At 41.7% G+C, this 25,990-nt stretch carries 28 protein-coding genes; all 28 read right to left on the bottom strand.

All coding sequences use genetic code 11. The annotated features are described in order from the left end of the window. Positions 1-14: 14 nt before the first annotated feature. Positions 15-377 carry a chemotaxis protein CheY gene (gene cheY, locus KXZ66_RS08730; protein WP_014476812.1) on the bottom strand — a complete coding sequence of 121 codons (363 nt, stop codon included), beginning with the start codon at positions 375-377 and terminating at the stop codon, positions 15-17. A gap of 25 nt (positions 378-402) precedes the next feature. Further along, complete coding sequence (fliY, locus tag KXZ66_RS08725; protein ID WP_014479788.1) at positions 403-1,539, bottom strand: flagellar motor switch phosphatase FliY; 1,137 nt, start codon at positions 1,537-1,539, stop codon at positions 403-405. Beyond that, positions 1,529-2,527, bottom strand: a complete 999-nt coding sequence (gene fliM, locus KXZ66_RS08720) for a flagellar motor switch protein FliM (protein ID WP_219144873.1) — start codon at positions 2,525-2,527, stop codon at positions 1,529-1,531. Before fliM ends, fliY begins: the two co-directional genes overlap by 11 nt. 33 nt (positions 2,528-2,560) lie before the next feature. Further along, the gene (fliL, locus tag KXZ66_RS08715) at positions 2,561-2,983 is read right to left on the bottom strand and encodes a flagellar basal body-associated protein FliL (protein ID WP_043857501.1); all 423 of its coding nucleotides are present in this window, start codon (positions 2,981-2,983) and stop codon (positions 2,561-2,563) included. Next, positions 2,980-3,195, bottom strand: coding sequence for a swarming motility protein SwrD (swrD, locus tag KXZ66_RS08710; RefSeq protein WP_003231966.1), 216 nt, complete (start codon positions 3,193-3,195; stop codon positions 2,980-2,982). The genes fliL and swrD overlap by 4 nt, the downstream gene beginning before the upstream one ends. 39 nt (positions 3,196-3,234) lie before the next feature. Continuing rightward, positions 3,235-4,029: a flagellar basal body rod protein FlgG gene (gene flgG, locus KXZ66_RS08705; RefSeq protein ID WP_003231968.1), complete on the bottom strand. Its 795-nt coding sequence runs from the start codon at positions 4,027-4,029 to the stop codon at positions 3,235-3,237. 21 nt (positions 4,030-4,050) lie between these two features. Next, on the bottom strand, positions 4,051-4,473 hold the full coding sequence (gene flgD / locus KXZ66_RS08700; RefSeq protein ID WP_003231970.1) for a flagellar hook assembly protein FlgD: 423 nt from the start codon (positions 4,471-4,473) through the stop codon (positions 4,051-4,053). Continuing rightward, positions 4,470-5,933 (bottom strand): flagellar hook-length control protein FliK, encoded by a 1,464-nt coding sequence (locus KXZ66_RS08695; protein WP_064671380.1) that lies wholly within the window; start codon positions 5,931-5,933, stop codon positions 4,470-4,472. The genes flgD and KXZ66_RS08695 overlap by 4 nt, the downstream gene beginning before the upstream one ends. 12 nt (positions 5,934-5,945) lie before the next feature. Then, positions 5,946-6,560: a MotE family protein gene (locus tag KXZ66_RS08690; protein ID WP_032725699.1), complete on the bottom strand. Its 615-nt coding sequence runs from the start codon at positions 6,558-6,560 to the stop codon at positions 5,946-5,948. Positions 6,561-6,571: 11 nt separating this feature from the next. Continuing rightward, positions 6,572-7,015, bottom strand: coding sequence for a flagellar export protein FliJ (fliJ, locus tag KXZ66_RS08685; RefSeq protein ID WP_003231977.1), 444 nt, complete (start codon positions 7,013-7,015; stop codon positions 6,572-6,574). Positions 7,016-7,017: 2 nt separating this feature from the next. Further along, positions 7,018-8,334 (bottom strand): flagellar protein export ATPase FliI, encoded by a 1,317-nt coding sequence (fliI, locus tag KXZ66_RS08680; RefSeq protein WP_049140003.1) that lies wholly within the window; start codon positions 8,332-8,334, stop codon positions 7,018-7,020. After that, positions 8,331-9,083: a flagellar assembly protein FliH gene (gene fliH, locus KXZ66_RS08675; RefSeq protein ID WP_049140191.1), complete on the bottom strand. Its 753-nt coding sequence runs from the start codon at positions 9,081-9,083 to the stop codon at positions 8,331-8,333. Before fliH ends, fliI begins: the two co-directional genes overlap by 4 nt. Beyond that, complete coding sequence (fliG, locus tag KXZ66_RS08670; RefSeq protein ID WP_003231981.1) at positions 9,076-10,092, bottom strand: flagellar motor switch protein FliG; 1,017 nt, start codon at positions 10,090-10,092, stop codon at positions 9,076-9,078. Before fliG ends, fliH begins: the two co-directional genes overlap by 8 nt. 12 nt (positions 10,093-10,104) lie before the next feature. Continuing rightward, positions 10,105-11,715 carry a flagellar basal-body MS-ring/collar protein FliF gene (gene fliF / locus KXZ66_RS08665; RefSeq protein WP_049140002.1) on the bottom strand — a complete coding sequence of 537 codons (1,611 nt, stop codon included), beginning with the start codon at positions 11,713-11,715 and terminating at the stop codon, positions 10,105-10,107. Positions 11,716-11,760: 45 nt separating this feature from the next. Next, positions 11,761-12,081 (bottom strand): flagellar hook-basal body complex protein FliE, encoded by a 321-nt coding sequence (gene fliE, locus KXZ66_RS08660; protein WP_003238544.1) that lies wholly within the window; start codon positions 12,079-12,081, stop codon positions 11,761-11,763. A gap of 10 nt (positions 12,082-12,091) precedes the next feature. Further along, positions 12,092-12,544 (bottom strand): flagellar basal body rod protein FlgC, encoded by a 453-nt coding sequence (gene flgC / locus KXZ66_RS08655; protein WP_021479294.1) that lies wholly within the window; start codon positions 12,542-12,544, stop codon positions 12,092-12,094. Further along, positions 12,544-12,933 (bottom strand): flagellar basal body rod protein FlgB, encoded by a 390-nt coding sequence (gene flgB, locus KXZ66_RS08650; RefSeq protein ID WP_049139999.1) that lies wholly within the window; start codon positions 12,931-12,933, stop codon positions 12,544-12,546. The genes flgC and flgB overlap by 1 nt, the downstream gene beginning before the upstream one ends. A 379-nt stretch (positions 12,934-13,312) precedes the next feature. Then, positions 13,313-14,092 (bottom strand): GTP-sensing pleiotropic transcriptional regulator CodY, encoded by a 780-nt coding sequence (gene codY, locus KXZ66_RS08645; RefSeq protein WP_003220850.1) that lies wholly within the window; start codon positions 14,090-14,092, stop codon positions 13,313-13,315. 39 nt (positions 14,093-14,131) lie between these two features. Continuing rightward, a complete protein-coding gene (gene hslU, locus KXZ66_RS08640) occupies positions 14,132-15,535 on the bottom strand; it encodes an ATP-dependent protease ATPase subunit HslU (RefSeq protein ID WP_014476801.1) in 1,404 nt (467 codons plus the stop codon). A gap of 16 nt (positions 15,536-15,551) precedes the next feature. Further along, the gene (clpQ, locus tag KXZ66_RS08635) at positions 15,552-16,097 is read right to left on the bottom strand and encodes an ATP-dependent protease subunit ClpQ (RefSeq protein ID WP_003238555.1); all 546 of its coding nucleotides are present in this window, start codon (positions 16,095-16,097) and stop codon (positions 15,552-15,554) included. 12 nt (positions 16,098-16,109) lie between these two features. Then, the gene (gene xerC / locus KXZ66_RS08630; protein ID WP_003231988.1) at positions 16,110-17,024 is read right to left on the bottom strand and encodes a tyrosine recombinase XerC; all 915 of its coding nucleotides are present in this window, start codon (positions 17,022-17,024) and stop codon (positions 16,110-16,112) included. 67 nt (positions 17,025-17,091) lie between these two features. Next, the gene (gene trmFO, locus KXZ66_RS08625) at positions 17,092-18,399 is read right to left on the bottom strand and encodes an FADH(2)-oxidizing methylenetetrahydrofolate--tRNA-(uracil(54)-C(5))-methyltransferase TrmFO (protein WP_015715883.1); all 1,308 of its coding nucleotides are present in this window, start codon (positions 18,397-18,399) and stop codon (positions 17,092-17,094) included. A 75-nt stretch (positions 18,400-18,474) separates the two neighbouring features. Beyond that, positions 18,475-20,550, bottom strand: a complete 2,076-nt coding sequence (gene topA, locus KXZ66_RS08620) for a type I DNA topoisomerase (RefSeq protein ID WP_003245599.1) — start codon at positions 20,548-20,550, stop codon at positions 18,475-18,477. A gap of 187 nt (positions 20,551-20,737) precedes the next feature. Further along, positions 20,738-21,631: a DNA-processing protein DprA gene (gene dprA, locus KXZ66_RS08615; protein ID WP_049139995.1), complete on the bottom strand. Its 894-nt coding sequence runs from the start codon at positions 21,629-21,631 to the stop codon at positions 20,738-20,740. Positions 21,632-21,691: 60 nt separating this feature from the next. Then, on the bottom strand, positions 21,692-22,594 hold the full coding sequence (sucD, locus tag KXZ66_RS08610; protein ID WP_003238566.1) for a succinate--CoA ligase subunit alpha: 903 nt from the start codon (positions 22,592-22,594) through the stop codon (positions 21,692-21,694). Between the two features lie 28 nt (positions 22,595-22,622). After that, positions 22,623-23,780, bottom strand: a complete 1,158-nt coding sequence (sucC, locus tag KXZ66_RS08605; RefSeq protein ID WP_003244732.1) for an ADP-forming succinate--CoA ligase subunit beta — start codon at positions 23,778-23,780, stop codon at positions 22,623-22,625. A gap of 172 nt (positions 23,781-23,952) precedes the next feature. Then, positions 23,953-24,234 carry a FlhB-like flagellar biosynthesis protein gene (locus KXZ66_RS08600; protein WP_003232001.1) on the bottom strand — a complete coding sequence of 94 codons (282 nt, stop codon included), beginning with the start codon at positions 24,232-24,234 and terminating at the stop codon, positions 23,953-23,955. Further along, entirely contained in the window at positions 24,231-25,961 is a 1,731-nt protein-coding gene (locus KXZ66_RS08595; RefSeq protein ID WP_021479298.1) for a hypothetical protein, read from the bottom strand. Before KXZ66_RS08595 ends, KXZ66_RS08600 begins: the two co-directional genes overlap by 4 nt. Positions 25,962-25,990 lie beyond the last annotated feature (29 nt).

Genomic DNA, 25,990 nt, shown 5'->3' with positions numbered 1-25,990 from the left:
CAGTCGTACACCCTTTAACTTAATGTTTTGTTGATTGCTTCAAGCACACGGTCAGCTTGGAAAGGTTTCACAATGAAATCCTTAGCGCCGGCCTGAATGGCATCAATAACCATTGATTGCTGTCCCATAGCAGAACACATGATGATTCTTGCCTGCGCATCAATTTGTTTAATTTCTTTTAATGCTGTAATACCATCCATTTCTGGCATCGTGATATCCATAGTAACAAGGTCAGGTGAATGCTCTTTATATTTCTCTACCGCTTGTGCTCCATTTTCAGCTTCCGCCACAACTTCAAAACCATTTTTAACTAAAATATCTTTAATCATCATTCTCATAAATGCTGCGTCATCTACAATTAAAATTCTATGTGCCATAATCTATCTCTCTCCTTGTGTTTCGTTATTTTAAATTATTAATGCGCTCTGCCTGGCTTAAAATGTCAGTGACTCTCACTCCGAAGTTTTCTTCAATGACAACGACCTCGCCTTTGGCAACGATACGCTGATTAACTAAAATATCTACAGGCTCACCAGCTAATTTATCAAGCTCGATAATACTTCCGGCAGAAAGCTCTAAAATCTCTTTTACGCTTCTCTTCGTTCTGCCAAGCTCAACAGTAATCGAAAGCGGGATATCCAAAAGCATATCCAGATTATGAATAGGGGCTTGTACAGCTTCGTTTGGATCAAACGCGGAAAATTCCACCGGTGAAACCTGAACTGGCGCTGCTTTTTTTGCTGTTCCCTGCCTTTTTGGCGGCTGCTGCTGTTGCTTCGGTTCAATACGCGGCTCTGGCGTCACAGGCTCTTTCGGCTGTTCGTATGTAACTTCAGGCTGCACCGTTTCTTCTTCCTCTGCACTTTCTGAGTTCATAAGGCTTGAAATTAAATCTTTCGCAAATGTCAATGGGTAAAGCTGCATAATGCTGGAGTCTATTAATTCTCCCACCTTTAAGTTGAAAGAAACTTTCACCAGCATTTCATCATCAGGAATACGGTCTGTACCCTTTTCTTCAGTAACATCCAACAATTCAACCCGAGGAGGTGAAATATCAATTTTTTTACTGAATACAGTAGACATTGATGTGGCAGCCGATCCCATCATTTGGTTCATTGCTTCTTGAACCGCACTTAAATGGATTTCACCCAGTGAAGGGTCCGCACCTTTTCCGTCTCCCCCGATCATTAAGTCAGCAATGATCGCCGCGTCACTTTGTTCCACGACTAACAGGTTGCTTCCGCTGAAGCCCTCCGTATAATTCACTTCAATCGCTACATACGGTTCAGGAAACGCATCGCTGATTTTACTTCTTGGAATGACCGTTACGCTTGGAGTCGTAATATCGACCTTTTGATTTAAAAGCGTTGAAAGTGCTGTCGCAGAACTGCCGAATGAAATATTACCGATTTCACCGATCGCATCACGCTCCATTTCCGATAAGTCATCTACTTCCGGAACCTCTGGCTCATCAAGCGTGCTGCCAGTACCGTTAAGAAGCGCGTCAATCTCATCTTGAGATAATCTATTATTCTCCATCTTGTTCACCTCTTATGTCGTGATCTAAAATTTGCACTGCCTGTTTTCGATTCACCCGGCCGGCTTGTCCTAAAAATTTCGGCTTATCTCCGACCAATACAGTAAGAGGATCCGTGACTGATTTGTCCAAAGTTATGCAGTCTCCGACTTCTAAACTTAAAAACTCTTCTATCGTCAGTTCAGATGTGCCGAGCTCGGCCACGACAGGTATTTGTGCTGTCATGATACGTTTTTCAAGCGACTTTGTTTCCTCAGGCTTTGGCTCATTTCGGTCTGATTGCATCCAATAGTGGACTGAAAGCTTCGGTATGAGCGGCTCGAGTACGATATGCGGGATACAGAGATTAATGACACCGCTGATTTCACCAATTTGAGTATTGAGCGAGATCACCACGACTGTTTCATTAGGAGATACCATCTGAACAAATTGCGGATTCACTTCAAACTCAGTCATTTCCGGTTCAATATCAGCAATTGACTGCCAAGCTTCTTTATAATTACCCAGTGCATTTTCAAATAAATTAGAAATGATTTTTGTTTCAATTTCTGTCAAACTTTCAACCTTGTTATGACTGATTCCAATCCCGCCCATGACCCGATCCATCATCGTATAAGCTATCGTGGGGTTGACCTCCATCATAATTCTGCCTTCCATCGGATGGACATCAAATAGATTCAGAATCGTCATGTTCGGGATCGATCTGATAAATTCCTCATACGGGACCTGGTCAACAGAACTGACAGATATGTGAATATAGGTTCTGAGCTGAGCAGAAAAATGAGTGGTAAGAAGTCTTGCAAAATTGTCATGAATTCTCGTTAAACTGCGGATCTGATCCTTAGAAAACCGCAGCGCACGTTTGAAATCATAAACCTTGACTTTCTTCTCTTTTTCTTCTTTTTTCAGCTCTTCAGCGTCCATTTCACCTGTTGATATTGCAGAAAGCAGTGCATCTATTTCATTTTGGGAGAGAACTTCTCCTGACATTTTCCTCACCTCCGTATTCTGTCAAATTATGCTTTATTGCAGATTAAAGGAGGTAATATACACTTTTTCTACTTTTCCTTCTTGGAGGTAGCTATTTATTTTATCTTTTAGTTCCTTCTTAAAGGTTTCTTTTCCCTTGTCTCCCTCAATCTGATCAGCATTCGTATCAGCCAGCAGTGATATAACAGCGTCTTTCACTTGGAAATCACGTTTCTCAAGTTCTTCTTTTGATTTATCAGAATCAGTTTCAAGTTTAATAGCAAGACGGATAATGTTATCAGACTTTAAATTTGTTGTGATCTCTTCTACATCAACAGAAGACGCAACGATTTCATCAATACTTTTTTTCGTTTCACTTTTTTCGGACTTTCCGCCTAAAACAAAATAAGCCGCCGCCCCGAGAGCACCAATTACGATAAGAATAATTAGTAATATGATCATTAACTTTTTCTTCATTCCGGTTCCTCTATTCCTTGATCCATTGCAAATATTTGTATTTTTCGGTAGAAAGCTGCGATCTTTTCCAGAACAGCTTCTTCATCTTCTTTTACTACAAACTTCTTACCATTTGACAGAGTAATTGTAGTATCCGGAAAACATTCAATCTGTTCAATAAATAGCGCATTCAGTGTAAAGGGCTGCCCGTTCAAACGGGTTACTTTAATCATAAAACAGCGGAGAAGCGATTACTCGCCTCCCCTCCCTCCTTAACGTTTAAGGTTAACCAGTTCTTGAAGGATTTCATCAGATGTTGTAATAATTTTTGAGTTTGATTGGAATCCGCGCTGGGCTACGATCATTTCAGTAAATTCGTCAGTTAAATCGACGTTAGACATTTCGAGAAATCCTGATTTAAGAGCACCAGTTCCGCCGTCACCAGGCTGGTTCGCTGCACTGGCCGTTCCAGAGTTTAAAGATTCACGGTATAGGTTGCTTCCGATTTTATCCAATCCATCACTGTTGGCAAAAGTAACAATCCCGATTTGTCCCCCGTCTTGTGTTTTCCCCTCAGCATCAACAATTGACACCTTTCCATCAGAACCAATGCTAAAGCTTTGAGCATCAGTAGGAATTTTAATTGTTCCCCCATTCATATTTAACACATGGTAGCCATCACCTGTAACCAGTGTTCCGGTATTATCTAAATAGAAGTTCCCTGCTCTTGTATAAGCTGTCCCGTCACCTGTATCAATTCGGAAGTAACCGTCGCCGTCAATTGCTAAATCAAGTGTTCTTCCTGTACTTTGTGTCGCGCTTGTTGAATGAATTGTATCAATTGTGCCAGATGATGAACCTAAACCGATTTGCTTAGAGTTTGTTCCGCCGATTGTTGCACCAGCAGCAGAACCGCCGGCAATCGTTTGGCTTACCATATCTTTAAAGGTCACACGGCTCTTTTTGAATCCTACTGTATTTACGTTGGCAATGTTGTTACCGATTACGTCAAGCTTTGTTTGAAAGTTTTTCATACCGCTGATTCCAGAATAAAGTGAACGTAACATAATATATTCCCCCAGATGTTTTTATTTAGATGATTGTCCCACAGACATGACATTCGCAGGACTGATCTCGGTCCCATCATCAAGAACAAGATAATAATTTCCTTTAAAATGTTTAACAGAGCTTACTGTGCCTGTTTTATCTGTTGCACTTTTACCATCAGTCCAAGATACTTCTTTTCCCATCCAATCAACATACGTTGTAAACGGATCTTGGTTTTCAACGAATTGAGTCATTGTCGTATTCAGATTCATCATTTGCTCCAAGCTTGAAAAAGTCGCCATCTGGCTGATAAATTCTTTATCGTCAATCGGGTTAAGCGGATCTTGGTTTTGAACTTGAGTCATTAATATTTTTAAAAACTCGTCTTTCCCCAAGCTGCTGTTGTTCGTCGACACAGTGTTCGTTTTTTCAGGCAGTTTATATTCTGAACTTATAGAAGTCATTCTTCTTCCTCCATTTCAACCATCGACACTTCATCGAGCAGATCGCCAAAATCATTTGATTGCTTTTTCTGTCTTTGCTGTCTCTGCCCCTCTTGCTGCTGTTTCTGTTCATCAGCAAGCTGGCCGTATATCGGCTGATCCCCGCTTTGGACCGGAAGAGTAAAACGGTCAATTTGGACGGCCATATTCGGCAATGATTGTTTCAGCTGTGGAAGATGCTGTTCAAGCAATTCTTTTGCTGATTGGCTAGATGCTATGATTTTACTCTGAAACATTCCATTTTCATTTGTCAGCTTGATTGTGACAAATCCTAAATGTTCAGGGTTCAGCCGAATAGTGAAACTTCCCGTCGATCTGCCGAAAGGCGTATATTTCATCTGCTTCCACGCATTAATCACTTGATCAGCCACCGTTTTTGTTTCGGCATTTGGTATATCAGATGACATCTGCTGCAGATCAAGTGTTTGAACTCCTCCTATGCCCCGATACCCCGAAAACAGCATTTGGAGTCCTGATTTACTATCTACAGGCTGAATACTTCCAGAAACATCCGATGCATTTTTGCTGGATGAACTCTGCGAAAGCGGTGTGAGAACAGGCTTCCCAAAGTCTTGTGATGATTCGGATGATTTCGATAACAAGAAGGCTTTCAGCTGGCTTTCAGCTAGACTCCATTCTTTGGTCCCTTTTTGAGGAAGCATAGACATTTGGTCCATTAAGCTTTGAAAACTTTTCAGCTCTGACGCTGTCATGGAGTAAAGTTTTGAACTTGACTCAGCTTTAGTGAATATTTGCTGTTTAAGATCCTGAATGAGTTGTTGAGATACACCCTTTTTTTCTAATGCAGATAGGAATTGATCTCCATTTTGGTAAATGGCATGAGCTTCATTGCCATTCCCGCGATCAGTCAGCTTATTCCCTTCTACGAGCTGGCTAATGAACATCTGGATATAGATAAGCTCTTTAGCAGCATCGGATACTTCATTTTCCTGATTTGATTGCTCTGTATCCGACTTCAGTGCTCCATTAATGTCAGAAACAGAATCATTGGCATTCCGAGCCGTTTTAGCTTCTGAAAAGATTTTCTCCGTTTCTGTGAGCAATTGATCCGTCCCGTCTGACATTTTTGATTCAACTGCTTGCAAAAGATTTTGCAATATTTGCAGAGCATTCGCATCCAATTGCTTCCCTGTCAGTTTGCTTAATGTTTGCAAAAGATCCGCATTTTGTTTGTCTTGGTCTTCAGGACTTGCATTTAGCCATTCACCGATCTTTTTAAGCGCATCTGCTAAAAGCTGATCTTCGGAATTAGGAGTTCCCTTTCCTTGTTCTGAGAGTTCCTTCAATCCTGCCTCAGAAATAAGCCAGTTTTGAAAAACTCCCCGGCTACTTTTCATGTTTTTAGCGGCAGAACCCGTTGTGGTTTGCAGCAAAGGTCCCGCTAATTCAAGCAGCTTCACCTTTCATTCCCCCTATTCTTGGCTGGCAGCAATTTTTTCTGTATAGGTTGCTGCTTGCTCAGGAGTCATTTTCGCCAATATGTCAGCAAGCTGCTTTTTGCTTAGGCCATTCAATATTTTCAGTGCTTCTTTCTCCTTTAATTGGGCAATAATTTTAGCAGCCTTTCCGCTGTCCATGCTTTTGTACACACTGATCACTTTGTCATTTTCAGATGAAGCTTTCGAGTCTGCTGATCCTTCAGTATGATCTTCTGATGACTTTTTTTGATCCTCAGCTGTCTTTTCAAGTGAACGGATCTTTTGATTGAGCCTATCGATTTCCGATTTACTTGTTTCTAAATCTTTATTCAATATACCGATTTCACTTTTTTGATCCTTAATGGTCTTTTCCAGAGCTGCCGTATTACTGCTATCCTTATTTGATGCTGTGTCTTTTTTATTTTCGGTTTCAGGGACCAATTCTTTAAGAACCGGCGTTTTTGCCGCAGCATCCTGTATCGGCTTTAAGACATTGATACCAGCAGCCCAAAGAACAATCCCCCCTGCGATTAGTAGAAACATCAGCGGGAGGATAATGATAAGCAAAACCGAACGGAACTTACCTGATTCTTTCTTTTTGCCGGACATTACATTCGCTCCTAATGGCCTTGAATCATAAACTGCTTAATCGAAATATCGTCCATTTCTTTCATTTCTGCAGCTTTATCTTCAAGAGCAAACATTTTAAACTGTTTTTCACGCATTTTTTCAAACTTTTTCACTTCAATGTTTTTCTCTGTCAAAATTTCTTGTTTTTGATTCATTTGATTTCTTTTCATAATGACAAGCTTTTGATAGTGATAGATCGTATTATCAAGATTTGAGACAAATTGTTGGTAGTGCCTCATTTCTTGTACACTCATGCCGCTTTTTAATTTCTTTTCCTTATTTTGTTCTAGCAATTCTTTTTTGCTCATATTTTCATATAATTTTTCAGCAACGTTTTCAAATTCAGAAACTGATTGCTGATACTCGGATAAGGATTGGTCTTTTTCATTTTCTTTTAGTTCCAGTAGCTTTTGGAATCTAAATTGATAAGCCACGTTTATTCCTCATTTCCTGTCAAACTAGTTAATACAGCAATGCTTTCTTCCAATAAAGCCGGTTCGTCTGTTCCCTGCTTTAAAAATTGAATAAGCTGCGGATAAAATTGTATCGCTTCATCAATTTCTCTAGATGATCCTCTTTTGTAAGCTCCGATATTAATGAGATCTTCCGAATTTTGATATGTCGATAAAAGTTCACGGAATTTATTTGCCGCATCCAGATGCTGTTTTGTTGAAATGTTTGACATCACCCTGCTGATGCTTTTTAGTACGTTAACTGCAGGAAACTGGCCTTTATTGGCAAGCGCCCTGTCCAACACAATATGTCCGTCTAAAATTCCGCGTACGGTATCGGCAATCGGCTCATTCATGTCATCCCCATCTACCAACACTGTATAAAATGCCGTAATGGTTCCATGCTCGTTTGCACCTGTTCGTTCTAGTAAACGAGGTAAAATAGCGAACACTGAAGGTGTATAACCTTTTGTCGTCGGAGGCTCTCCTGCAGCCAGTCCAATCTCTCGCTGCGCCATTGCCACCCTTGTAACAGAATCCATCATAAACATGACATTTTGGCCTTTATCTCGGAAATACTCGGCAATTGCAGTCGCTGTATATGCCGCTTTCAATCTCATTAATGCTGGCTGGTCTGAGGTGGCAACGACTACAATCGATCGTTTCAGCCCCTCTTTCCCCAGATCTTTTTCAATAAACTCCCGAACCTCTCGTCCGCGTTCTCCGACAAGTGCAATGACGTTTAAGTCAGCCTCTGTCTGCTTGGCGATCATCCCCATTAAGGTGCTTTTTCCGACACCGCTTCCTGCAAAAATTCCAATCCGCTGGCCTTTACCGACTGTCAGCAAGCTGTCAATTGATCTGACTCCAACACCCATCTTTTCACGGATAGGCGGCCGTTTCATCGGGTTGGGCGGTGATTGCTCCGTTGATACAGGCGAAAGCCCTTTAGGCAGAAGTTTTCCGTCAAGCGGTTCTCCAAAAGCATCGATGACTTGTCCAATCAGTCCGGTTCCAACTTTAATCCGAAGTGATTCCCCAGTAGCTTCTACAATGCTGCCAGGTGCAATGCTCGCAGCCTCTAAATAAGGCATAAGCAAAATATTTTCTTCCTGGAAGCCGACTACCTCAGCTTTAATGACTTTCCCAGATTGTCCTTTTGCATAAATCAGGCACACGTCGCCAATTGAGCTTGCTGGCCCTTTTGATTCAATCATCAGGCCGATTACCCGCTTGACTTTTCCGTATCGTTTATACGAGTCTGTCATTTCTATACAATCTATCAGACTCTGTGTCTTCATTCAGCTGCACCTGCTTCCAGCGCTGTCAGAAGTTTATCTTTCAATTGCATCAATTGTGTGTCAACACTCGCATCTACCCTGCCAAAAGGAGTTTCAATATAACAGGTTCCTTTTTGAGCTTTTTCATCAGCATATATGCCAAGCCGGCATTCTTTATAAAGAAGCTGCTGGATTTCATCTTTTTGCTGAAAGATTGTCTCATAGTAATATGGATCAACATAAATTGATATATCGTCATATTCCTTCACTTCGTTTATAACCTGTTGTACAAGCAGGAGGAAAGCCTCTTTATCATCAGACTTTTGCTGCCAAACTTTTTTTGCTAGGGCAACGGCAAGCTCAACGATTTCTTCATTAGCGTCTTCAAGCTTGTCCTCAACAGCTTTTCTGGACATTTCAGTTATACTGTTTGCTTGGCCGATCAGTTCGGCATACTGTTTCATTGCCTCAGCTTTGCCCAGCGCTACTCCTTGTTCAAAGCCCTCGGCTTTTGCTTCTTCAATAAGCTTCTGTTTTTCAGTCGCCCAATTGTTTTTCTCCTGTTCAATTTGACGGCGAATATTTTCTATATGACTGTTTGCCTGCTCAGAAATCCGGTCAGCTTCCTCTTTCACTCGGGCCATAAGCGCCTCCGGGTTCTCTTCAGCCTGCAAAAGGTGAGAATGATCAATACGCACCTCTTGGATAGAAAGTTTTCTTTTTTCCTTTTGTGGAGAAATAGATGATTCTTGTTTAATGATATTAGACAATAATATCATCCCCTCCGCCTCTTGCTATCACAATTTCACCGGCTTCTTCAAGCTTTCTGACGATGCTTACAATTCTCGATTGAGCTTCTTCAACATCTTTCAAGCGTACAGGGCCCATAAATTCCATTTCTTCTTTGAAGGTTTCAACCATACGCTGTGACATATTGTTGAATACAATTTCTTTGACTTCCTCGCTTGCAACCTTTAATGAAAGGAGCAAATCGTCGTTCTCAACATCGCGAATGACTCTCTGAATGGCACGGTTATCAAGTGTGACAATATCTTCGAAGACAAACATCCGCTTTTTAATCTCTTCAGCAAGATCGGGATCCTGAATTTCCAATGAATCCAAGATCGTCTTCTCTGTCCCTCTGTCTACCCCGTTTAACACTTCCACAACAGCTTCAATTCCGCCTGTTTGTGTATAATCCTGAGTAAATGCAGAAGATAATTTTTGTTCCAGAATCCGTTCTACCTCATTAATTATTTCTGGAGACGTTCTATCCATGACCGCGATTCTTCTCGCAACCTCAGCCTGTACTTCAGGATTCAGCTCGGATAAAATTTGCCCAGCCTGCACTGGATCTAAATAAGACAAGATTAACGCCATCGTCTGCGGATGCTCTTGCTGGATAAAATTCAAAATTTGTTCAGGCTCCGCTTTTCTGGCAAAATCAAATGGTTTAACCTGCAAAGAAGAAGTCAGCCTGTTTAGAATGTTCTCCGCCTTATCCTCTCCAAGCGCCTTTTCCAGAACTTGTCTTGCATAGCTTAAACCGCCTTGAGAAATATAATCTTGCGCAATGGCTATATTATGAAATTCTTCTATGATTTCATCCTTTTTTTGATGATCGACGCTTCGAACACCTGATATTTCCAGAGTAAGCCTTTCAATTTCTTCATCGGTTAAGTGCTTATAGACAGAAGCTGACACATCTAACCCCAAGGAAATCATGAGAATGGCTGCTTTTTGTTTTCCTGTAAGCTTATCTTGATCACGTCTCGCCATTTCTAATTCCTCCTAATCCTCGGCCAGCCAGCTTCTCAGCAGTTTTGCAAAATCTTCCGGCTTGTCTTTCGCCATCTTTTCAAGCTGTTTTCGTCTGACTGATTCCGCTGTTTCATTTTCCTCTTCGTTGATATCAGGCAAATTGATTGGTTCTTGAGGAACCTCATACTCATATTCCTCAAATTCATCCTCTTGCGCCCGTTTCTTTCTGATAAGCATAATGATCAGAACAATGATCGCTGCGATTAAAACACCGCCTACAATATATGCCCACAGCGGGATACCTGAGGATTCTTCCGTATTTGTATCCAAATTGACTTTTCCGTCGAATGGCTGAACGGAAACAACAATCTTATTATTGATATCAGCATCAGATAAATTCTGATTTTGCGTTTCATCTTTATCCAAAGATGTTCTGACTACAGTTGAAAGGATTTTTTGTATATCATCCTGTCTTTCAGTTGATAGCGACGCAGTGTTTTTGGCATCAGGCGGCTCTACCATTACTTGAATCCCTAAATCTCTGACCTTATAAGGACTTTCAGCGATTTCTTTATGAATTCGGTTAACCTCGTAATTGATTTTGTTGCTGTTTTTTTCGTAGTTCCCGCTTTCGGTATTTTCACCGTCAGCCTTATAATTTGTAACATCTTCCTCGCCGGTTCCGGCAGTTCCGCCGTTGGTTGCACCGTCGCCCTGATATGTTTCAGATACCTTTTCAGCGCTGACTGCAATACCTTCCATGTTTTCTTTATCCACAGGTTCGACAATGTCTTCTGTCCGATTTTCTTTTGTGAAATCAATGTCTGCTGTAACGGAGACAACGACTTTATCTTGGCCCATCATCGTACCCAGCAGTGACTGTACATGTTTTTGAATGTCTTTTTCAACTTGAGACTTAATTCCTTGCTGAGAAGAATAACTATCCGCGTAGGACCCTGCATCGCTGTCTGATTTGTCGTAGTATGTAGAATTTTGGTCCATGATGACGATGTTATCTTCTTTTAGGTTTGGCACGCTTTTAGATACCAGATGATATAATCCGTTGATTTGGCTTTGATCAAGTGTATAACCCGGTTGAATCTGCAGAACGATTGATGCAGATGCTGCAGATTGCTCCTCACCGACAAACACAGCGTCTTTCGGGAGATTAATCATTACTTTTGAATTTTTAATACCGTCCATTTCATTGATCAAGTTTGACAGTTCTGTCTGTGTAGCTTTCACTTTCACCATATCAAACTCATTGTCTGTCAAACCAAAGCCGGCATTCTGTCCAAAAAACGAATAATCAATTGATCCCGTTTTAGGAAGTCCTTCTGCAGCCATCTGCACTTTCAAAGAATCAACCTGATCCTCCGGAACACTAATCACTGTACCGCCATTCGAAAGTTCGTTTGGAACTTTTTTTGCATCCAATTCTTTTTTGATTTGTCCTGCTTCTTCAGCAGACAAATCTTTGTACAGCGGCGCCATTTTAGAATTTGAAGCAAAAACACTAATAATAATTCCAATAATAATAATTGCCGCTAAAGCACTAACCATTAAAATCTTTTGTAGTTTAGATCTATTTTTCCAAAACTCACTCGTTTTGTTTTTCATTTGCATTAGAGTACGATTCATGTTAACCCCCGGTCATTCCACTCTTTCTCTAAATCGTCAGACCCCCTACATTTGCATTCTCATAATCTCCTGATAAGCTTCCACAGCTTTATTGCGGAACTCTGTTGCTGCAGTTAGAGAGATGCTAGCTTTTTGAGCAGCGATCATGACCTCATCAAGATTTACATCTTTTCCTGCAGCCAAGGCATTAGTCATGTTGTCAGAAGCTACTTGGGACTCATTTAACGAACTAATAGAGTTTTTTAAAAGCTCCGAAAAGCTTGTTTGATTTGAAGAATCTGTTTTTTGGCTATTGTTTACTTGATTTGTTGCATTTTGAGTGTTTTGAGTATTTTGAACCTGAAAAGGAGAAATTGCATTAATCACATTCATTCACCTACTTTCCGATTTCTAATGCCTTCATCAGCATTCCCTTTGTAGCATTCATCGCCGTGACATTCGCCTCATATGATCTGGTGCTGCTGACAAGATCAACCATTTCCTTTAATGGATCAACATTAGGCTTTTGTACATATCCTTCAGCGTTTGCATCAGGGTCTGTCGGATCATAGACAAGATTAAAATCCGAATCATCCTCCGTAATTTTTGAAACCTTCACACCGTTTCCAGCACTACCGCTTCCGCTCATTTGAGAATTGAGAATGGAAGAGAACGATTCACCTTTTGACTGAAGGGAGACCATTTTCCTTCTGTAAGGCACCCACTCTCCATTCACCTGCTTAGCTCTTGTCGTATCCATATTTGCTAAGTTAGATGATACAACGTCCATTCTGACTCGCTGAGCTGTTAAAGCCGATGCTGAAACATTTAAGCTATGAAAAGCTGTCATCATTTTCCTCCTGTTAATACGGTCTTCAGCGAATTAAATTTACCGTTCATTCTTTCAACCAAAGCTTGATAGTTGATTTGATTTTGCGCCAATTCTGTCATCTCTTTGTCAACATCAACATTGTTTCCGTTTTGCTGATACGATGTATCTCCGCTCGCAACAATTGAATAATTCGAATCAGTATCAGAAAAATCAACATGACGATAGTCTGTTTTTATCGCTTCAAGACGCGAAGATTCTTGATCTAATAAATTATGGAAAGAGACTTTTTTTGCCTTATAGTTCGGTGTATCTATATTGGCGATATTATTAGTTATGACTTTTTGCTTAATATCCGCTCTACTCAAGGCATTTTCAAGATTTTGTATCGTTCCAGAAAATAAGCTCAAATCCACTTACCTCCATTTCAGTTTTTTTCACCCTCAATATCCTTGTCGAGAATTGTAAAACTATATGCTTATTGTAAGAAATAACAGGCATAAAGTCTATGAAGTTCGTGTAAAAAAATGTCCTCACAATTATCTATTTTACAACTAGGTATAAAGTCCTAGATTGTTAGAACTACATTTCTCGCCTTGATATAAGCCTGAAAATAGCAGAATTTCTGTTTTTTCTCCTTTCTTTTCGGCATTTTTGAAACTTTTTGAAGAAAAATGCAAAATTTATTAAAATTATTACATAGAAAGACTTTCAACCCAGGAAATAAAGCTTATTGATTTCCTTTATTTGAAATAAAAAAAGAACCCTCAAAAAGGGTTCTTTTTGTGATTAATGAGATTTTAGATTTTCTAATTCAATTAAGAATTTGTTGTTTAGCACCTTGATATAAGTACCTTTCATTCCTAATGATCTAGACTCGATAACACCGGCGCTCTCCAGCTTTCTGAGTGCGTTCACAATAACAGAACGGGTAATGCCGACACGGTCAGCAATTTTACTTGCAACAAGAAGACCTTCGTTTCCGTCAAGCTCCTCAAAAATGTGCTCAATTGCTTCAAGCTCACTGTAAGAAAGCGAGCTGATAGCCATTTGTACGACAGCTTTGCTTCTTGCTTCCTCTTCAATTTCTTCTGCTTTTTCTCTTAGGATTTCCATTCCGACAACTGTTGCGCCGTATTCAGCTAGAATTAAGTCATCGTCATTGAATTGATCTTGTAAACGTGAAAGAATAAGTGTTCCTAATCTTTCCCCGCCTCCGATGATCGGCACAATTGTTGTTAAACCAGCTTGGAACAGATCTCTGTTCTCAACAGGGAAAGCAGTATATTCACTATTAATATCCAAGTTAGAAGATGTTTCAGGGACATTAAACAGATTTTTCGTATACTCTTCAGGGAATTGACGATCCTCAAGCATTTTTTTCATACGATCATTTTCAATTTGCTGGTTAATAGAATACCCAAGGAGTTTCCCTCTGCGGCTTACAACGAAAATATTGGAATCAATTACATCCCGCAGCGTCTCCGCCATTTCCTTGAAGTTTACCGGTTTCCCTGCCGCAGCTTGCAGCATGGAGTTAATAATTCTTGTTTTTTGTAATAAAGCCATGATAAATAATCCTCCTAAACATTCCTCATATTAAATTTTTCACAATATAAATTGACTTAAATCTTTGTTTTTGGCTATCGTTCCGAGCTTTTCTTCGACATACTGAGGTGTAATCGTTATTTTCTCCATCGTTACATCTGGAGCTTCAAACGACAAATCTTCTAATAGGCGTTCAAGTATTGTATGAAGGCGTCTCGCACCGATATTATCTGTGTCCTGGTTCACATGATAAGCAACTTCAGCAATCTTATGAATAGCTTCGTCAGAAAATTCAAGAGATATACCTTCTGTCTGCAATAATGCCTGATATTGTTTCAGCAGCGCATTATCCGGCTCAACCAAAATTCTCACGAAGTCGTCTACCGTGAGTTTGTTCAGTTCTACACGAATCGGGAAACGCCCCTGCAGCTCAGGAATCAAATCAGACGGTTTGGCCATATGAAACGCTCCTGCTGCAATAAATAATACATGGTCTGTTTTTACAGAACCATATTTTGTGACAACGGTTGAGCCCTCAACAATCGGCAGGATATCCCGCTGAACGCCTTCTCTTGAAACATCGGCAGAAGAAGATGCACCGCCGTTCTTTGCGATTTTATCAATCTCATCGATAAAGATAATCCCGCTCTCTTCTGCTCTCTGAACAGCTTCCTGGCTGACTTCATCCATATCGATGAGTTTGCTTGCTTCTTCATTCGTCAGGACTTTTCTGGCTTCTCTGACTGTCATTTTGCGCCGTTTCTTTTTCTTTGGCATTAATCCGCTCAGCGCATCCTGCATGTTCATACCCATCTGCTCCATACCCGAGCCCTGCAGCATGTCAAACATAGAAGGCTGCTGCTCTTCGACTTCTACTGTTACATAGTAGTCTTCGAGCTCTCCTAAAGCCAGCTGATGTGCCATTCGTTTTCTTTTTTCTTCGATGTTTGCTTCTTCCTGGCTCTCCGCCTCATCTTCACCATTCGGCTGGCTGCCTCCAAAAAACATTTCAAACGGATTTTTAACGCCAGATTGTTTTTTCTTCCCGGGAACTAACAGACGAACAATGCGTTTATTTGCATTTTCTTCTGCCTGTTCCTTTACTTCATTCATTTTCTCTTCTTTGATAAGCCGAACAGAAGTCTCCACAAGATCTCTGACCATTGATTCAACATCTCTGCCTACATAGCCGACTTCGGTAAATTTAGTAGCTTCAATTTTGATAAATGGCGCACCTGAAAGCTTAGCGATTCGTCTGGCAATTTCAGTTTTCCCGACGCCGGTAGGACCCATCATTAAAATGTTTTTCGGAACGACCTCGTCCTTCAGCTTTTCATCCAGAAGACTTCTTCTATAGCGGTTTCTTAATGCCACGGCGACAGCTTTTTTCGCATTTTGCTGACCGACAATATATTGGTCTAACCGATCTACAATCTGTCTAGGAGTTAACGGTTTTTTTTCCATGCGCCTCAAGTCCTTTCTATTCAAGCTCTTCCAGTATGATTTGATCGTTCGTGTAAACACAAATTTCGCCTGCTGTTTCTAACGCGGCTCTGGCAATCTCACTTGCAGACATGCTTTCACCGGCATGCTTTTTCAGTGCTCTTCCCGCTGCCAAAGCGTAATTGCCTCCTGATCCAATCGCGAGAATGCCGTCATCTGGTTCGATCACCTCGCCTGTTCCCGATACGAGAAGCAAAGTATCCTGATTCATAACAATCAGCATGGCTTCGAGCTTTCTTAGCACTTTATCACTGCGCCATTCCTTCGCAAGCTCAACAGCCGCCCGTTTTAAGTTGCCGTTATATTCTTCAAGCTTAGCTTCAAACTTTTCGAATAAAGTGAAAGCGTCTGCAACAGATCCCGCAAAGCCAGCAAGAACTTTGCCGTTAAACAGTTTTCTCACTTTCCGTGCCGTGTGTTTCATGACAACAGCCTGACCAAATGTTACTTGGCCGTCTCCGGACATAGCGCTTCGTCCTTTATGCTGTACGGCAAATATTGTGGTCGCATGAAAAGATGACATAAAGGGCCTCCTTTAATTTTTCTTAAATGCTCTTGGATGGTGAGACATATATGTGTTTCTCAACATTTCCTTCGAAACGTGCGTGTATATCTGTGTAGAAGACAGATTGGAATGCCCGAGCAGTTCTTGAACGCTTCTCAAATCCGCTCCTTCATTTAACAGATGCGTGGCGAACGTATGTCGAAGCATATGCGGATGGATATGTAAAGTGCTTGACGCTTTTTGAACAAGCCCGCTTAAAATATGTCTGATGCCACGGGCTGTAAGCGGTCCGCCTCTTTGATTTACGAATAATAGATCATGAGGTTCTTTTGCCTTCATCAGCAAGCACTGTCTTCCGCTATTCATGTATACCTTCAACGCTTCGCGGGCATAAGACCCAAAGGGGATATAGCGCTGCTTCTTGCCTTTGCCGTGAACAAGCACAGTGTCCATAAATAAATCAACGTCGTTAATAGTTATGGAACAGCATTCACTGACCCTCATTCCGGTGGCATAGAGCAGCTCTAACAGCGCTTGATCCCTCATTCCGGCCGGCTGGCTTATATCTGAAACTTCAAACAGCTCCTCAAGCTCTTTTTGATATAGAAACTTCGGTATCCGTTTCTCCTGTTTTGGCAGATGAACAAGCTGAAACGGATTTTCTTCAATAAGCTTTTCCCGCATCAGAAACTTATAAAAGCTTCTTAATGCAGATATCTTTTTGCTTATTGTTCTTCTCGATAAACCTTTTTCATAGGCTTCTGTCAAAAAAATCCTAGTATCTTGATATGCAGCTTCTTCAAATCCATTTATACCTTGAACGCGCAGGAAAGTCTCGAATTCTTCAATTGAATCCACATAATTCACAATAGTATATTGTGAATAATTTTTTTCAATTTGTAAATATTCAACGAATAACTTTACGAAATTCTTAACATTCTCCATGCCTAATACCTCCCCAGGAAGGGCTTTTAAATGGTATCACAAATCGCGCTCAGGTTGCAATCAATACCTATATTGTTTTCGAAATTGTTTGAATTGTTTCAATCGCACGGTTCGCGTATTGTTCATTTCGTTCTTTTTTATTTTTAATTTTAACTGGCAATTCTTTCAAAAGCCCAAAGTTTGCATTCATCGGCTGGAAGTTCTTCTGGTTTGTTGTTGTAATATAATGTGCCATACTGCCAATTGCTGTTTCCTGAGGGAAGATCACAAGCTCTTCTCCCAATACAAGCTTCGCCGCATTAATGCCTGCTACAAGTCCTGAGGCAGCTGATTCCACATATCCTTCTACTCCCGTCATTTGGCCTGCAAAGAACAGATCACTGCGGTTTTTAAATTGATAAGTCGGCTTTAACAGGCTTGGAGAGTTAATAAATGTGTTTCTATGCATCACGCCATATCTGACGATTTCTACATTTTCAAGTCCTGGAATCAACTTGAGAACTTCCTTTTGGTCTCCCCATTTTAAATGTGTCTGGAATCCTACAATATTATAAAGTGTTCCCGCAGCATCATCTTGTCTGAGCTGAACGACGGCATAAGGGCGTTTTCCTGTAACAGGATGCTCTAGACCAACCGGTTTCATCGGACCGAAAAGCATTGTTTTCTTACCCCGTTTTGCCATGACTTCAATCGGCATGCAGCCTTCAAAGAAAATCTCTTTTTCAAATTCTTTTAACGGCACTGTCTCTGCTGATGTTAATGCTTCATGAAAACGGTCAAACTCTTCTTCTGTCATCGGGCAGTTCAAATATGCTGCTTCACCTTTATCATAACGGGATTTCAGATACACTTTATCCATATCAAGGCTGTCTTTTTCTACAATCGGCGCCGCTGCGTCATAAAAATATAAATAGTCCTCTCCAGTCAGCTCCTTCAGCTGGGCAGACAGCGATTCAGATGTTAACGGACCCGTTGCGATGATAGTAGGGCCTTCAGGAATTTCAGTCACTTCTTCATTAATAACGGTTACGTTTGGATGATTTTTCACCCGATTTGTCACACTTGCGGCAAATTCATGACGGTCTACTGCAAGAGCGCCCCCGGCAGGCACCGAACATTCGTCAGCCGCAGCGATAATAGCTGAATCAAGTGCACGCATTTCTTCCTTTAATACACCGACAGCGTTAGCAAGCGTATTAGAGCGAAGAGAGTTGCTGCAGACAAGCTCTGCAAATTTATCTGTATGGTGCGCAGGCGTTTGTTTAACTGGACGCATTTCATACAATTTGACTTGAATCCCCCGTTTGGCAAGCTGCCATGCTGCTTCACTTCCTGCAAGTCCGGCTCCGATTACATTCACTGTTCGTTGGTTCATCTTTCACATCTCCTAGTTTATTATTCAAGGCCTTCTTTTAACACACAAAGAAGGTGAGCAAGACCCTGCTCACCGCTACTTCTGTGGTTCTTCCTTATAATCGCATTCCACGCATTGGACTTGTATGCCTTTTTTGAGTTTTTTCTCGACGAGCATTTTTCCGCATTTCGGGCATTTTCGTTCAATTGGTTTGTCCCATGATACGAATTCACAGTCCGGATAACGGTCACAGCCGTAAAACACCCGTTTCTTTTTCGATTTTCGCTCAACAATGTTTCCTTCTCCGCAGCTCGGGCACTTCACACCAATTTGTTTCACAATCGGTTTCGTGTTCCGGCAGTCAGGGAAGTTGGAGCAAGCTAAGAATTTACCGTACCGTCCCATTTTATATACCATTGGAGAACTGCACAATTCACAATCCTCTCCAGCATACTCTGGTTCAATCTCAACTTCCTTCATTTCCGATTCGGCTTTTTTGACGCGTTTTTCAAAATCGGTGTAGAAATTATCGATAATCTTGACCCATTCGGTATTTCCTTCTTCAACATGATCAAGATCTCTCTCCATTTTAGCTGTAAACTCAACGTTAATGATCTCAGGGAAAAACTCCATGATCAAGTCAAGAACGATCTGACCTAATTCAGTCGGAACGAAACGTTTATTATCCAATGCCACGTAGCCGCGCCGCTGAATAGTATCAAGTGTCGGAGCATATGTGGATGGACGGCCGATACCGCGTTCTTCAAGGGTTTTAACAAGCCGGGCCTCAGTATATCGCGGAGGCGGCTGGGTAAAATGCTGCTCAGGTTCTATATCTTTTGATAATACCGTGTCGCCTTCTTGTAAGTCAGGCAGCATCCGGTCTTTTTCTTCCATTTGATCGTCTTTTCCTTCAACATACACCTTCATAAACCCGGAAAACTTGACTTTACTTCCATTTGCACGAAATGTCAAACCGTTGTTTGTCAGGTCGACACTCATTGTATCGAGAACAGCCGGTGCCATTTGGCTGGCAACAAAACGCTCCCAAATTAATTTATACAGTCTCATTTGGTCTCTGCCGAGGACTGCTTTTAATTCACTTGGTTTTCTAAGAACTGATGTCGGCCGAATTGCTTCGTGGGCATCCTGGGCATTTTCATTCTTTTTCGCAGGCTTCCGTTTGCCGCCTAGGAACTCTTTTCCATAAGTCTGATCAATAAATGCAGCTGCTTCATCAACAGCCGTATTTGAAATACGGGTTGAATCCGTTCTCATATACGTGATCAGACCAACCGTTCCTTCTCTTCCTAAATCAATTCCTTCATATAATTGCTGTGCAATCATCATCGTTTTCTTCGCTCTGAAATTGAGCTTGCGAGCCGCTTCCTGCTGCAGGGTAGAAGTGGTAAAAGGCAAAGCGGGATTACGTTTGCGTTCCTTTTTGGTTACTTTTTCAACTGTATATTGATTCCCTTTGAGCTGAGAAAGAATCTCTTTTACATCAGCTTCACTATTTAAAGGAAGTTTTTTGCCGTTTTTCCCGAAAAAGCTCGCTTCAAAGGTTTCTTGACCTTTTAAGAACGTACCGTCAATTGTCCAATATTCCTCAGGCTTAAAGTCGTTAATCTCTTTTTCACGGTCAATAATCAAACGGAGGGCAACGGATTGCACGCGTCCTGCGCTAAGCCCTTTTTTGACTTTTTTCCATAAGATCGGACTGATTTTATATCCGACAAGCCTGTCTAAAATACGTCTCGCTTGCTGTGCATCCACTAAATCCATATTGATCATGCGGGGATGCTTAAACGATTCCTTAATAGCGTCTTTTGTAATTTCGTTAAACACCACACGGCAGTCTGAGTTGAGATCTAAATCAAGACTGTGTGCCAAATGCCATGCAATCGCTTCCCCTTCTCTGTCGGGGTCGGCTGCGAGATACACTTTTTTGGCTTTTTTCGCAGCCGTTTTCAGCTCTTTTAATACCGGGCCTTTACCTCGAATGGTAATATATTTCGGTTCAAAATTCTGTTCTATGTCAACTCCCATTTGACTTTTTGGAAGATCCCGGACATGTCCCATTGATGCTTTTACTTTATATTTTTTACCTAAGTAACGTTCAATCGTTTTCGCCTTAGCGGGCGATTCCACGATGACTAGATAATCAGACATTTTCATCCCCCTCAAGAGGTGTTCTCTCTCTTTTCAAGATATTTCAATTTTATTTTTGCAGCTGTCTTTATTTGGCTTTCAACATTTCATTCTTTATCATGAACGTCATTAATTAAATAGAAAACAATATGCAACTTTAAATCCTCACTATTATTAAATATTACAATACCGTTTGTCAAACGATAATTCAAAAGGGTTCCGTATATTGAACGTTTCTCTCAGGAAGTTCCTCGAAAATATCCTCTGCTGACCATATGGCTTTAGCCCCCTGCTGGATCAGTTTTATAGGACCTCCGGCGTAAGGGTCAAACAATGAACCGGGTACGGCAAATACCTCTCTCCCTTGTTCCAATGCTTGATAGGCAGTAATCAGCGAACCGCTTTTTTCTTTGCCCTGAACGACAATAACGCCTTCACTTAGTCCGCTGATAATACGGTTTCTCATAGGGAAATGCCATTTTTGGGGTTTAGTTTCAGGTGGGTGCTCTGACAGCAGGATATGGTGTTTAGCCATGTGATCTGCTAACTGAAGGTTTTCTCGGGGATAAATGTGCTGAAATCCGCCTGCAATGACGCCAATTGTCCGCCCCTTCGCCCTAATACTTGCAGCATGGGACATTCCGTCTATCCCAGACGCCAGTCCGCTGACAATCACCCAATCTTTACGACAGATCTCTTTTGTAAGATGATTGACAACTTGTTTCCCATAAGCTGTTGGATTTCTTGTCCCTACAATTCCAATTTTTCTCCCTTTCGAAAGAAGAGTCATATCACCTTTTGCAAACAGTACGGCGGGGGGATCATAAATGCTTTTAAGCCAGAAAGGATATTGCTTTGAAGAAATAGGGATGGTGTTAATGCCTTGCTCACGATAAGCAGCAAGTACATGCTGGAGCTTTGGATAAAATTGTTCTATTTCGTTTTTTAATGCAGCTGCTTTTATTTGATCACGAGTAACCGTTTGTAGCACAGGTGATGTCAGCGACATAGATGGATCGGCTTTCCACCATTTTAATAGAAGGGATGGGGATAATAATTGATTGATTCTGCAAATCGTTAGGCAGGCAGCGGCCTGATCCAATAGATTTACCTCCTTTTGTTAGAAAAAGCAGGAACAGCCTTGACGGCTGTCCCTTTTTTATTAATGCGTTTTACAAGTTTCGAACAAGTTCTTCTCTTTCAGCACCTTGATTAAGGTTTCACCCATGACAGAAGGTGTCTCTGCAACTTCGATTCCGCATGCATTAAGGGTTTTGATTTTTTCATCAGCTGTCCCTTTTCCGCCGGAAATAATGGCGCCTGCATGCCCCATGCGCTTCCCAGGAGGTGCTGTTTTACCGCCGATAAAACCGACTACCGGTTTTGTCATGTTGGCTTTTACCCACTCTGCCGCTTCCTCTTCGGCAGTACCGCCGATTTCGCCAATCATGATGACTGCGTGTGTGTCAGGATCTTCGTTAAACGCTTTTAAAACGTCAATAAAGTTTGTTCCATTTACAGGGTCGCCGCCGATTCCAACAGCTGTAGATTGCCCTACACCCGCTTCTGAGAGCTGGTGCACCGCTTCGTATGTTAATGTTCCTGAACGTGATACAACGCCTACATGACCCTTTTTATGGATGTATCCGGGCATAATGCCGATTTTACATTCTTCAGGCGTAATGACACCAGGACAGTTCGGCCCTATCAGTCTCGTTTTCTTGCCTTCCATGAAGCGTTTGACCTTCACCATATCCAAAACCGGGATATGTTCTGTGATACAAATCACGAGATCCAGCTCCGCATCTACCGCTTCCATAATCGCATCAGCTGCAAACGGTGCGGGCACATATATAACAGACGCGTTAGCGCCGGTCGTTTGAACTGCTTCAGCCACTGTATTAAATACAGGAACACCTTCCGCTTCTGTTCCGCCTTTTCCAGGTGTTACACCGCCAACGATATTTGTGCCGTATTCGAGCATCTGCTTCGTATGAAATAAAGCGGTAGAACCTGTAATCCCTTGCACAATAACTCTTGTATCTTTATTAATGAAAACACTCATTATTTGGTCCCCTGCCTTTCATTCTTTCTTAAACTAAGGATACGATTTTCTGCGCGCCGTCAGCCATTGATTCCGCAGATGTAATGTTTAATCCTGATTCACTAAGGATTTTCTTCCCTAGATCCACGTTTGTGCCTTCAAGACGGACGACAAGCGGCAATGTCAAACCAACTTGTCTAGTCGCTTCAACAACCCCTTCTGCGATGACATCACATTTCATAATGCCGCCGAAAATGTTGACAAAAATCCCTTTAACGTTTTGATCAGAAAGAATGATTTTAAATGCTTCCGTGACTTTTTCCGCGGTTGCACCGCCGCCCACATCAAGGAAGTTGGCCGGTTCTCCTCCATAATGCTTGATAATATCCATCGTAGACATTGCAAGTCCCGCGCCGTTTACCATACAGCCGATATTTCCATCAAGGGAAATGTAGCTTAGATCATATTTGGACGCTTCAATTTCTTTCGGATCTTCTTCATCCAAATCTCTGTATTCCATAATGTCCTTTTGTCGGTACAACGCATTGCTGTCAAAATTCAATTTTGCATCAAGCGCCATCACATTTCCGTCGCCAGTCACAACAAGCGGATTGATTTCGGCGATTGAGCAGTCTTTCTCAACAAACGCTTTATATAGTCCAAGCATAAATTTAGCAGCTTTTCCCACGAGCTCTTTTGGAATATTAATAGCGAATGCAATTTCTCTGGCTTGATAGCCTTGAAGGCCAACAGCCGGATCAATGACAGCTTTTTTGATTTTTTCTGGTGTTTTCTCCGCAACCTCTTCAATTTCCGTTCCGCCTTCTTCAGAAGCCATTAAAACGATTCTTGAAGTGGCGCGGTCAAGCACTAGACCGATGTAATATTCTTTTTTAATATCGCAGCCTTCTTCAATAAGTAAGCGTTTTATTACTTGGCCGTCCGGACCCGTCTGATGTGTAACTAGGGTCTTCCCTAATAGTTCTTCGGCATACGCTTTTACTTCGTCTAATGATTTTGCTATTTTTACCCCACCAGCTTTGCCTCGACCGCCAGCATGAATTTGAGCCTTTACGACATAAACCGAGCTGGATAAGCTCTTTGCACTCTCAACTGCTTCTTCTGCTGTAAAAGCCACTTTACCTTCAGGAACAGATACCCCATATTTTCTGAGGACTTCTTTTCCCTGGTACTCATGGATATTCATTTCCCATCCTCCTAACTTATGTAACAAAACTAAAATAGACTGCGCTTTCATTCTATAATAATACTGGAAGAATTGTCTACAGTTCGATGCAAAATCTTTTAATCCTTCTAAACATTCAAACTTTTACTTTATTAAAAACATAAATTTCAAAGAAGGATGGGGAATATTTTAGCTATTTTTTGTTTTTTACGCTTTCGTCCAATTTGTAAATGAATGAAAAAATCTCGGCTACCGTTTCATAAAGAGCTTCAGGAATTTGATCATCTACCGTCAAATGGCGCATTAATTCGACAAGGGTCCGATCTTCTTGAATCGGGACCCCTGCTTTTTTCGCTTCTTTGATAATGTTGTCAGCTACATGGCCCTTCCCTGTGGCAATCACTCTCGGCGCCTTGTCTTTTTGTTCGTCATAATGGAGAGCAACAGCTTTTCTGATCGGTGTCTGCTCTTTCATATTTTCACATCCACTTCCTGATCACTGATACTTGTTATATATTGATCGATTGAAGCCTTTTCTTCGGTGTGAACCCTTTTTTTAGCGTTTACCCCTGAAAGGCTGTACCCCATTTCCTTTAGCCCCTGTTTAAGCGCGGGCACCATCGGATCGATCGCAGCCTGCAGCTCGAAATCAGTCTCTATTGTAATGGTCATGACTTTTTGCTGTACCAAGCAATCAACGACGGTTTCTTTTAGTGTATCAAGCTGCAGCAAAAACAAAAGGCGGCAATGGGAAGGATCAAGCTTTCCATCCGCTTCTTTCTTTCCTTTAAACAGAACAGTCATGTCCTGAACCCCTGACTTCGAAAACATCGGAAATGACATTACAATTTGGCTGTATGATGGATGGTCCTGCTGCATGAAAAGCTGGCCATTTAATTTATGAAAAAGCTGATCGGCTTCTTGTTTGACTGGTTCGGCTACCTCATGCGATGCTCTTAAGGCAGAAAGAGCCAGCTTGATGGATTGCATTTCGCCAGATGTGACTGCGCTTCCTTGTTCAAACGCTTTAATGAACGCAACCTCGTCCCTTGCGCCGATTGCCATTTTCACTTTGGATAAGAAAGAAAGAACATCTGCCTTATCCGCCAAATGGGGTGCTGTCTGCTGAACAGCCTTTAAAAAGACTTCGGCTTCCTGGTCTGTGACTTGTGCCGCCTGTAAAACTGCTGAAGCTGCAAGTGACTTACTATCACCCGATGAAGCAGCCGCTTTAATCCAATTTGCTGCTTCTTTCACAATTTGGAGACTGTTTTTTTCAGCAGATTCCGTCAGCTTCACCAGCAGCTGGCGGGCTTCTTTAATTGGAATGTCTGCTGCTGTTTTAACAGGCTCTTCTTGTATGCTTCCCTGTTCTGCTGTGTGATTTGCAATCGGCAGGCTGGCTTTTCCGGGGGAGCCAGCTGGTGTGCTAAGCTCCCTGCTTCCAGCTGTATTCGCCGGAAAAGGTGCTTTCGTATTGTCGGTTAAAGAAATAAGCTTATCAATCAGCCGTTCTGCATGGACATCGATTTCACTATTTAAAAGCACCGTAACTGCTTCCTTTAGCTTTGACATCATTTGGCTCTGCTGAGGGTTTTGGTCGATTGCCTGTAGCAGCTGGGATACGTGCTGATGCAACGGAACAGGTGATTTCACAGCGTGAACACCATTCAAAATCTCGGAGTGAATGGGAAGATCACGCTTTAAAGCGAAGAGAACCGTTTCAACTGCTTTTTTTGTGTCTTGCGAAGGCAGCGTGTCCATCCAGCGGACAGCTGTTTTGATATCATTTTCTGTTACGGGTGTTTTGCTCTTCAGCATCGCTCCTGTCATTATGAGAGCTGCGTTTGACGTCTTCACTGACATGGCATTTAAAAGCTTGCCAGCTGCATCCTGAATGGTTTTAGGATTTTGATCAAAGCTTTGAACGACCTGAAGACGGCCTGTTTGCTCTGCCGTTTTTTTTTCGTAGGAAAACCAATAGTATGCCTGAGGACGAAGCTGGGTTTCAAGTTTTCCCTGAACAGTTTGATTGCCGACTTGGATCAGGGCATGCTGATCTCCTAGTAAACGAAGCACTTTTCCTAAGAGGAGACGCTTCTCCCCGTTTAGCGCTTCGTTTACTTTTGATGTTTCCTGCGGGACGGCTGTACGCCCGAAAAGGTGCTGCAACGCCTTTTGCACATCATTTCGTATGTTCATTTTAAAAAGGTGCCTCCTTGTCCATGTGA

This window comes from Bacillus sp. LJBS17, assembly GCF_019334685.1.
Classification (GTDB): domain Bacteria; phylum Bacillota; class Bacilli; order Bacillales; family Bacillaceae; genus Bacillus; species Bacillus subtilis.
The sequence above is the reverse complement of the archived record's forward strand: the minus strand, read 5'-3'. Positions and strand labels throughout refer to the sequence as shown.

Excerpts from the sequence above, each read along its gene's own strand:
- cheY (WP_014476812.1), bottom strand. The coding sequence starts at position 377 with ATGGCACATAGAATTTTAATTGTAGATGACGCAGCATTTATGAGAATG.
- fliY (WP_014479788.1), bottom strand. The coding sequence starts at position 1,539 with ATGGAGAATAATAGATTATCTCAAGATGAGATTGACGCGCTTCTTAAC.
- fliM (WP_219144873.1), bottom strand. The coding sequence starts at position 2,527 with ATGTCAGGAGAAGTTCTCTCCCAAAATGAAATAGATGCACTGCTTTCT.
- fliL (WP_043857501.1), bottom strand. The coding sequence starts at position 2,983 with ATGAAGAAAAAGTTAATGATCATATTACTAATTATTCTTATCGTAATT.
- swrD (WP_003231966.1), bottom strand. The coding sequence starts at position 3,195 with ATGATTAAAGTAACCCGTTTGAACGGGCAGCCCTTTACACTGAATGCG.
- flgG (WP_003231968.1), bottom strand. The coding sequence starts at position 4,029 with ATGTTACGTTCACTTTATTCTGGAATCAGCGGTATGAAAAACTTTCAA.
- flgD (WP_003231970.1), bottom strand. The coding sequence starts at position 4,473 with ATGACTTCTATAAGTTCAGAATATAAACTGCCTGAAAAAACGAACACT.
- KXZ66_RS08690 (WP_032725699.1), bottom strand. The coding sequence starts at position 6,560 with ATGTCCGGCAAAAAGAAAGAATCAGGTAAGTTCCGTTCGGTTTTGCTT.
- fliI (WP_049140003.1), bottom strand. The coding sequence starts at position 8,334 with ATGAAGACACAGAGTCTGATAGATTGTATAGAAATGACAGACTCGTAT.
- fliG (WP_003231981.1), bottom strand. The coding sequence starts at position 10,092 with ATGGCGAGACGTGATCAAGATAAGCTTACAGGAAAACAAAAAGCAGCC.
- fliF (WP_049140002.1), bottom strand. The coding sequence starts at position 11,715 with ATGAATCGTACTCTAATGCAAATGAAAAACAAAACGAGTGAGTTTTGG.
- flgC (WP_021479294.1), bottom strand. The coding sequence starts at position 12,544 with ATGACAGCTTTTCATAGCTTAAATGTTTCAGCATCGGCTTTAACAGCT.
- codY (WP_003220850.1), bottom strand. The coding sequence starts at position 14,092 with ATGGCTTTATTACAAAAAACAAGAATTATTAACTCCATGCTGCAAGCT.
- hslU (WP_014476801.1), bottom strand. The coding sequence starts at position 15,535 with ATGGAAAAAAAACCGTTAACTCCTAGACAGATTGTAGATCGGTTAGAC.
- clpQ (WP_003238555.1), bottom strand. The coding sequence starts at position 16,097 with ATGTCATCTTTTCATGCGACCACAATATTTGCCGTACAGCATAAAGGA.
- xerC (WP_003231988.1), bottom strand. The coding sequence starts at position 17,024 with ATGGAGAATGTTAAGAATTTCGTAAAGTTATTCGTTGAATATTTACAA.
- trmFO (WP_015715883.1), bottom strand. The coding sequence starts at position 18,399 with ATGAACCAACGAACAGTGAATGTAATCGGAGCCGGACTTGCAGGAAGT.
- topA (WP_003245599.1), bottom strand. The coding sequence starts at position 20,550 with ATGTCTGATTATCTAGTCATCGTGGAATCGCCCGCTAAGGCGAAAACG.
- sucD (WP_003238566.1), bottom strand. The coding sequence starts at position 22,594 with ATGAGTGTTTTCATTAATAAAGATACAAGAGTTATTGTGCAAGGGATT.
- sucC (WP_003244732.1), bottom strand. The coding sequence starts at position 23,780 with ATGAATATCCATGAGTACCAGGGAAAAGAAGTCCTCAGAAAATATGGG.
- KXZ66_RS08600 (WP_003232001.1), bottom strand. The coding sequence starts at position 24,234 with ATGAAAGAGCAGACACCGATCAGAAAAGCTGTTGCTCTCCATTATGAC.
- KXZ66_RS08595 (WP_021479298.1), bottom strand. The coding sequence starts at position 25,961 with ATGAACATACGAAATGATGTGCAAAAGGCGTTGCAGCACCTTTTCGGG.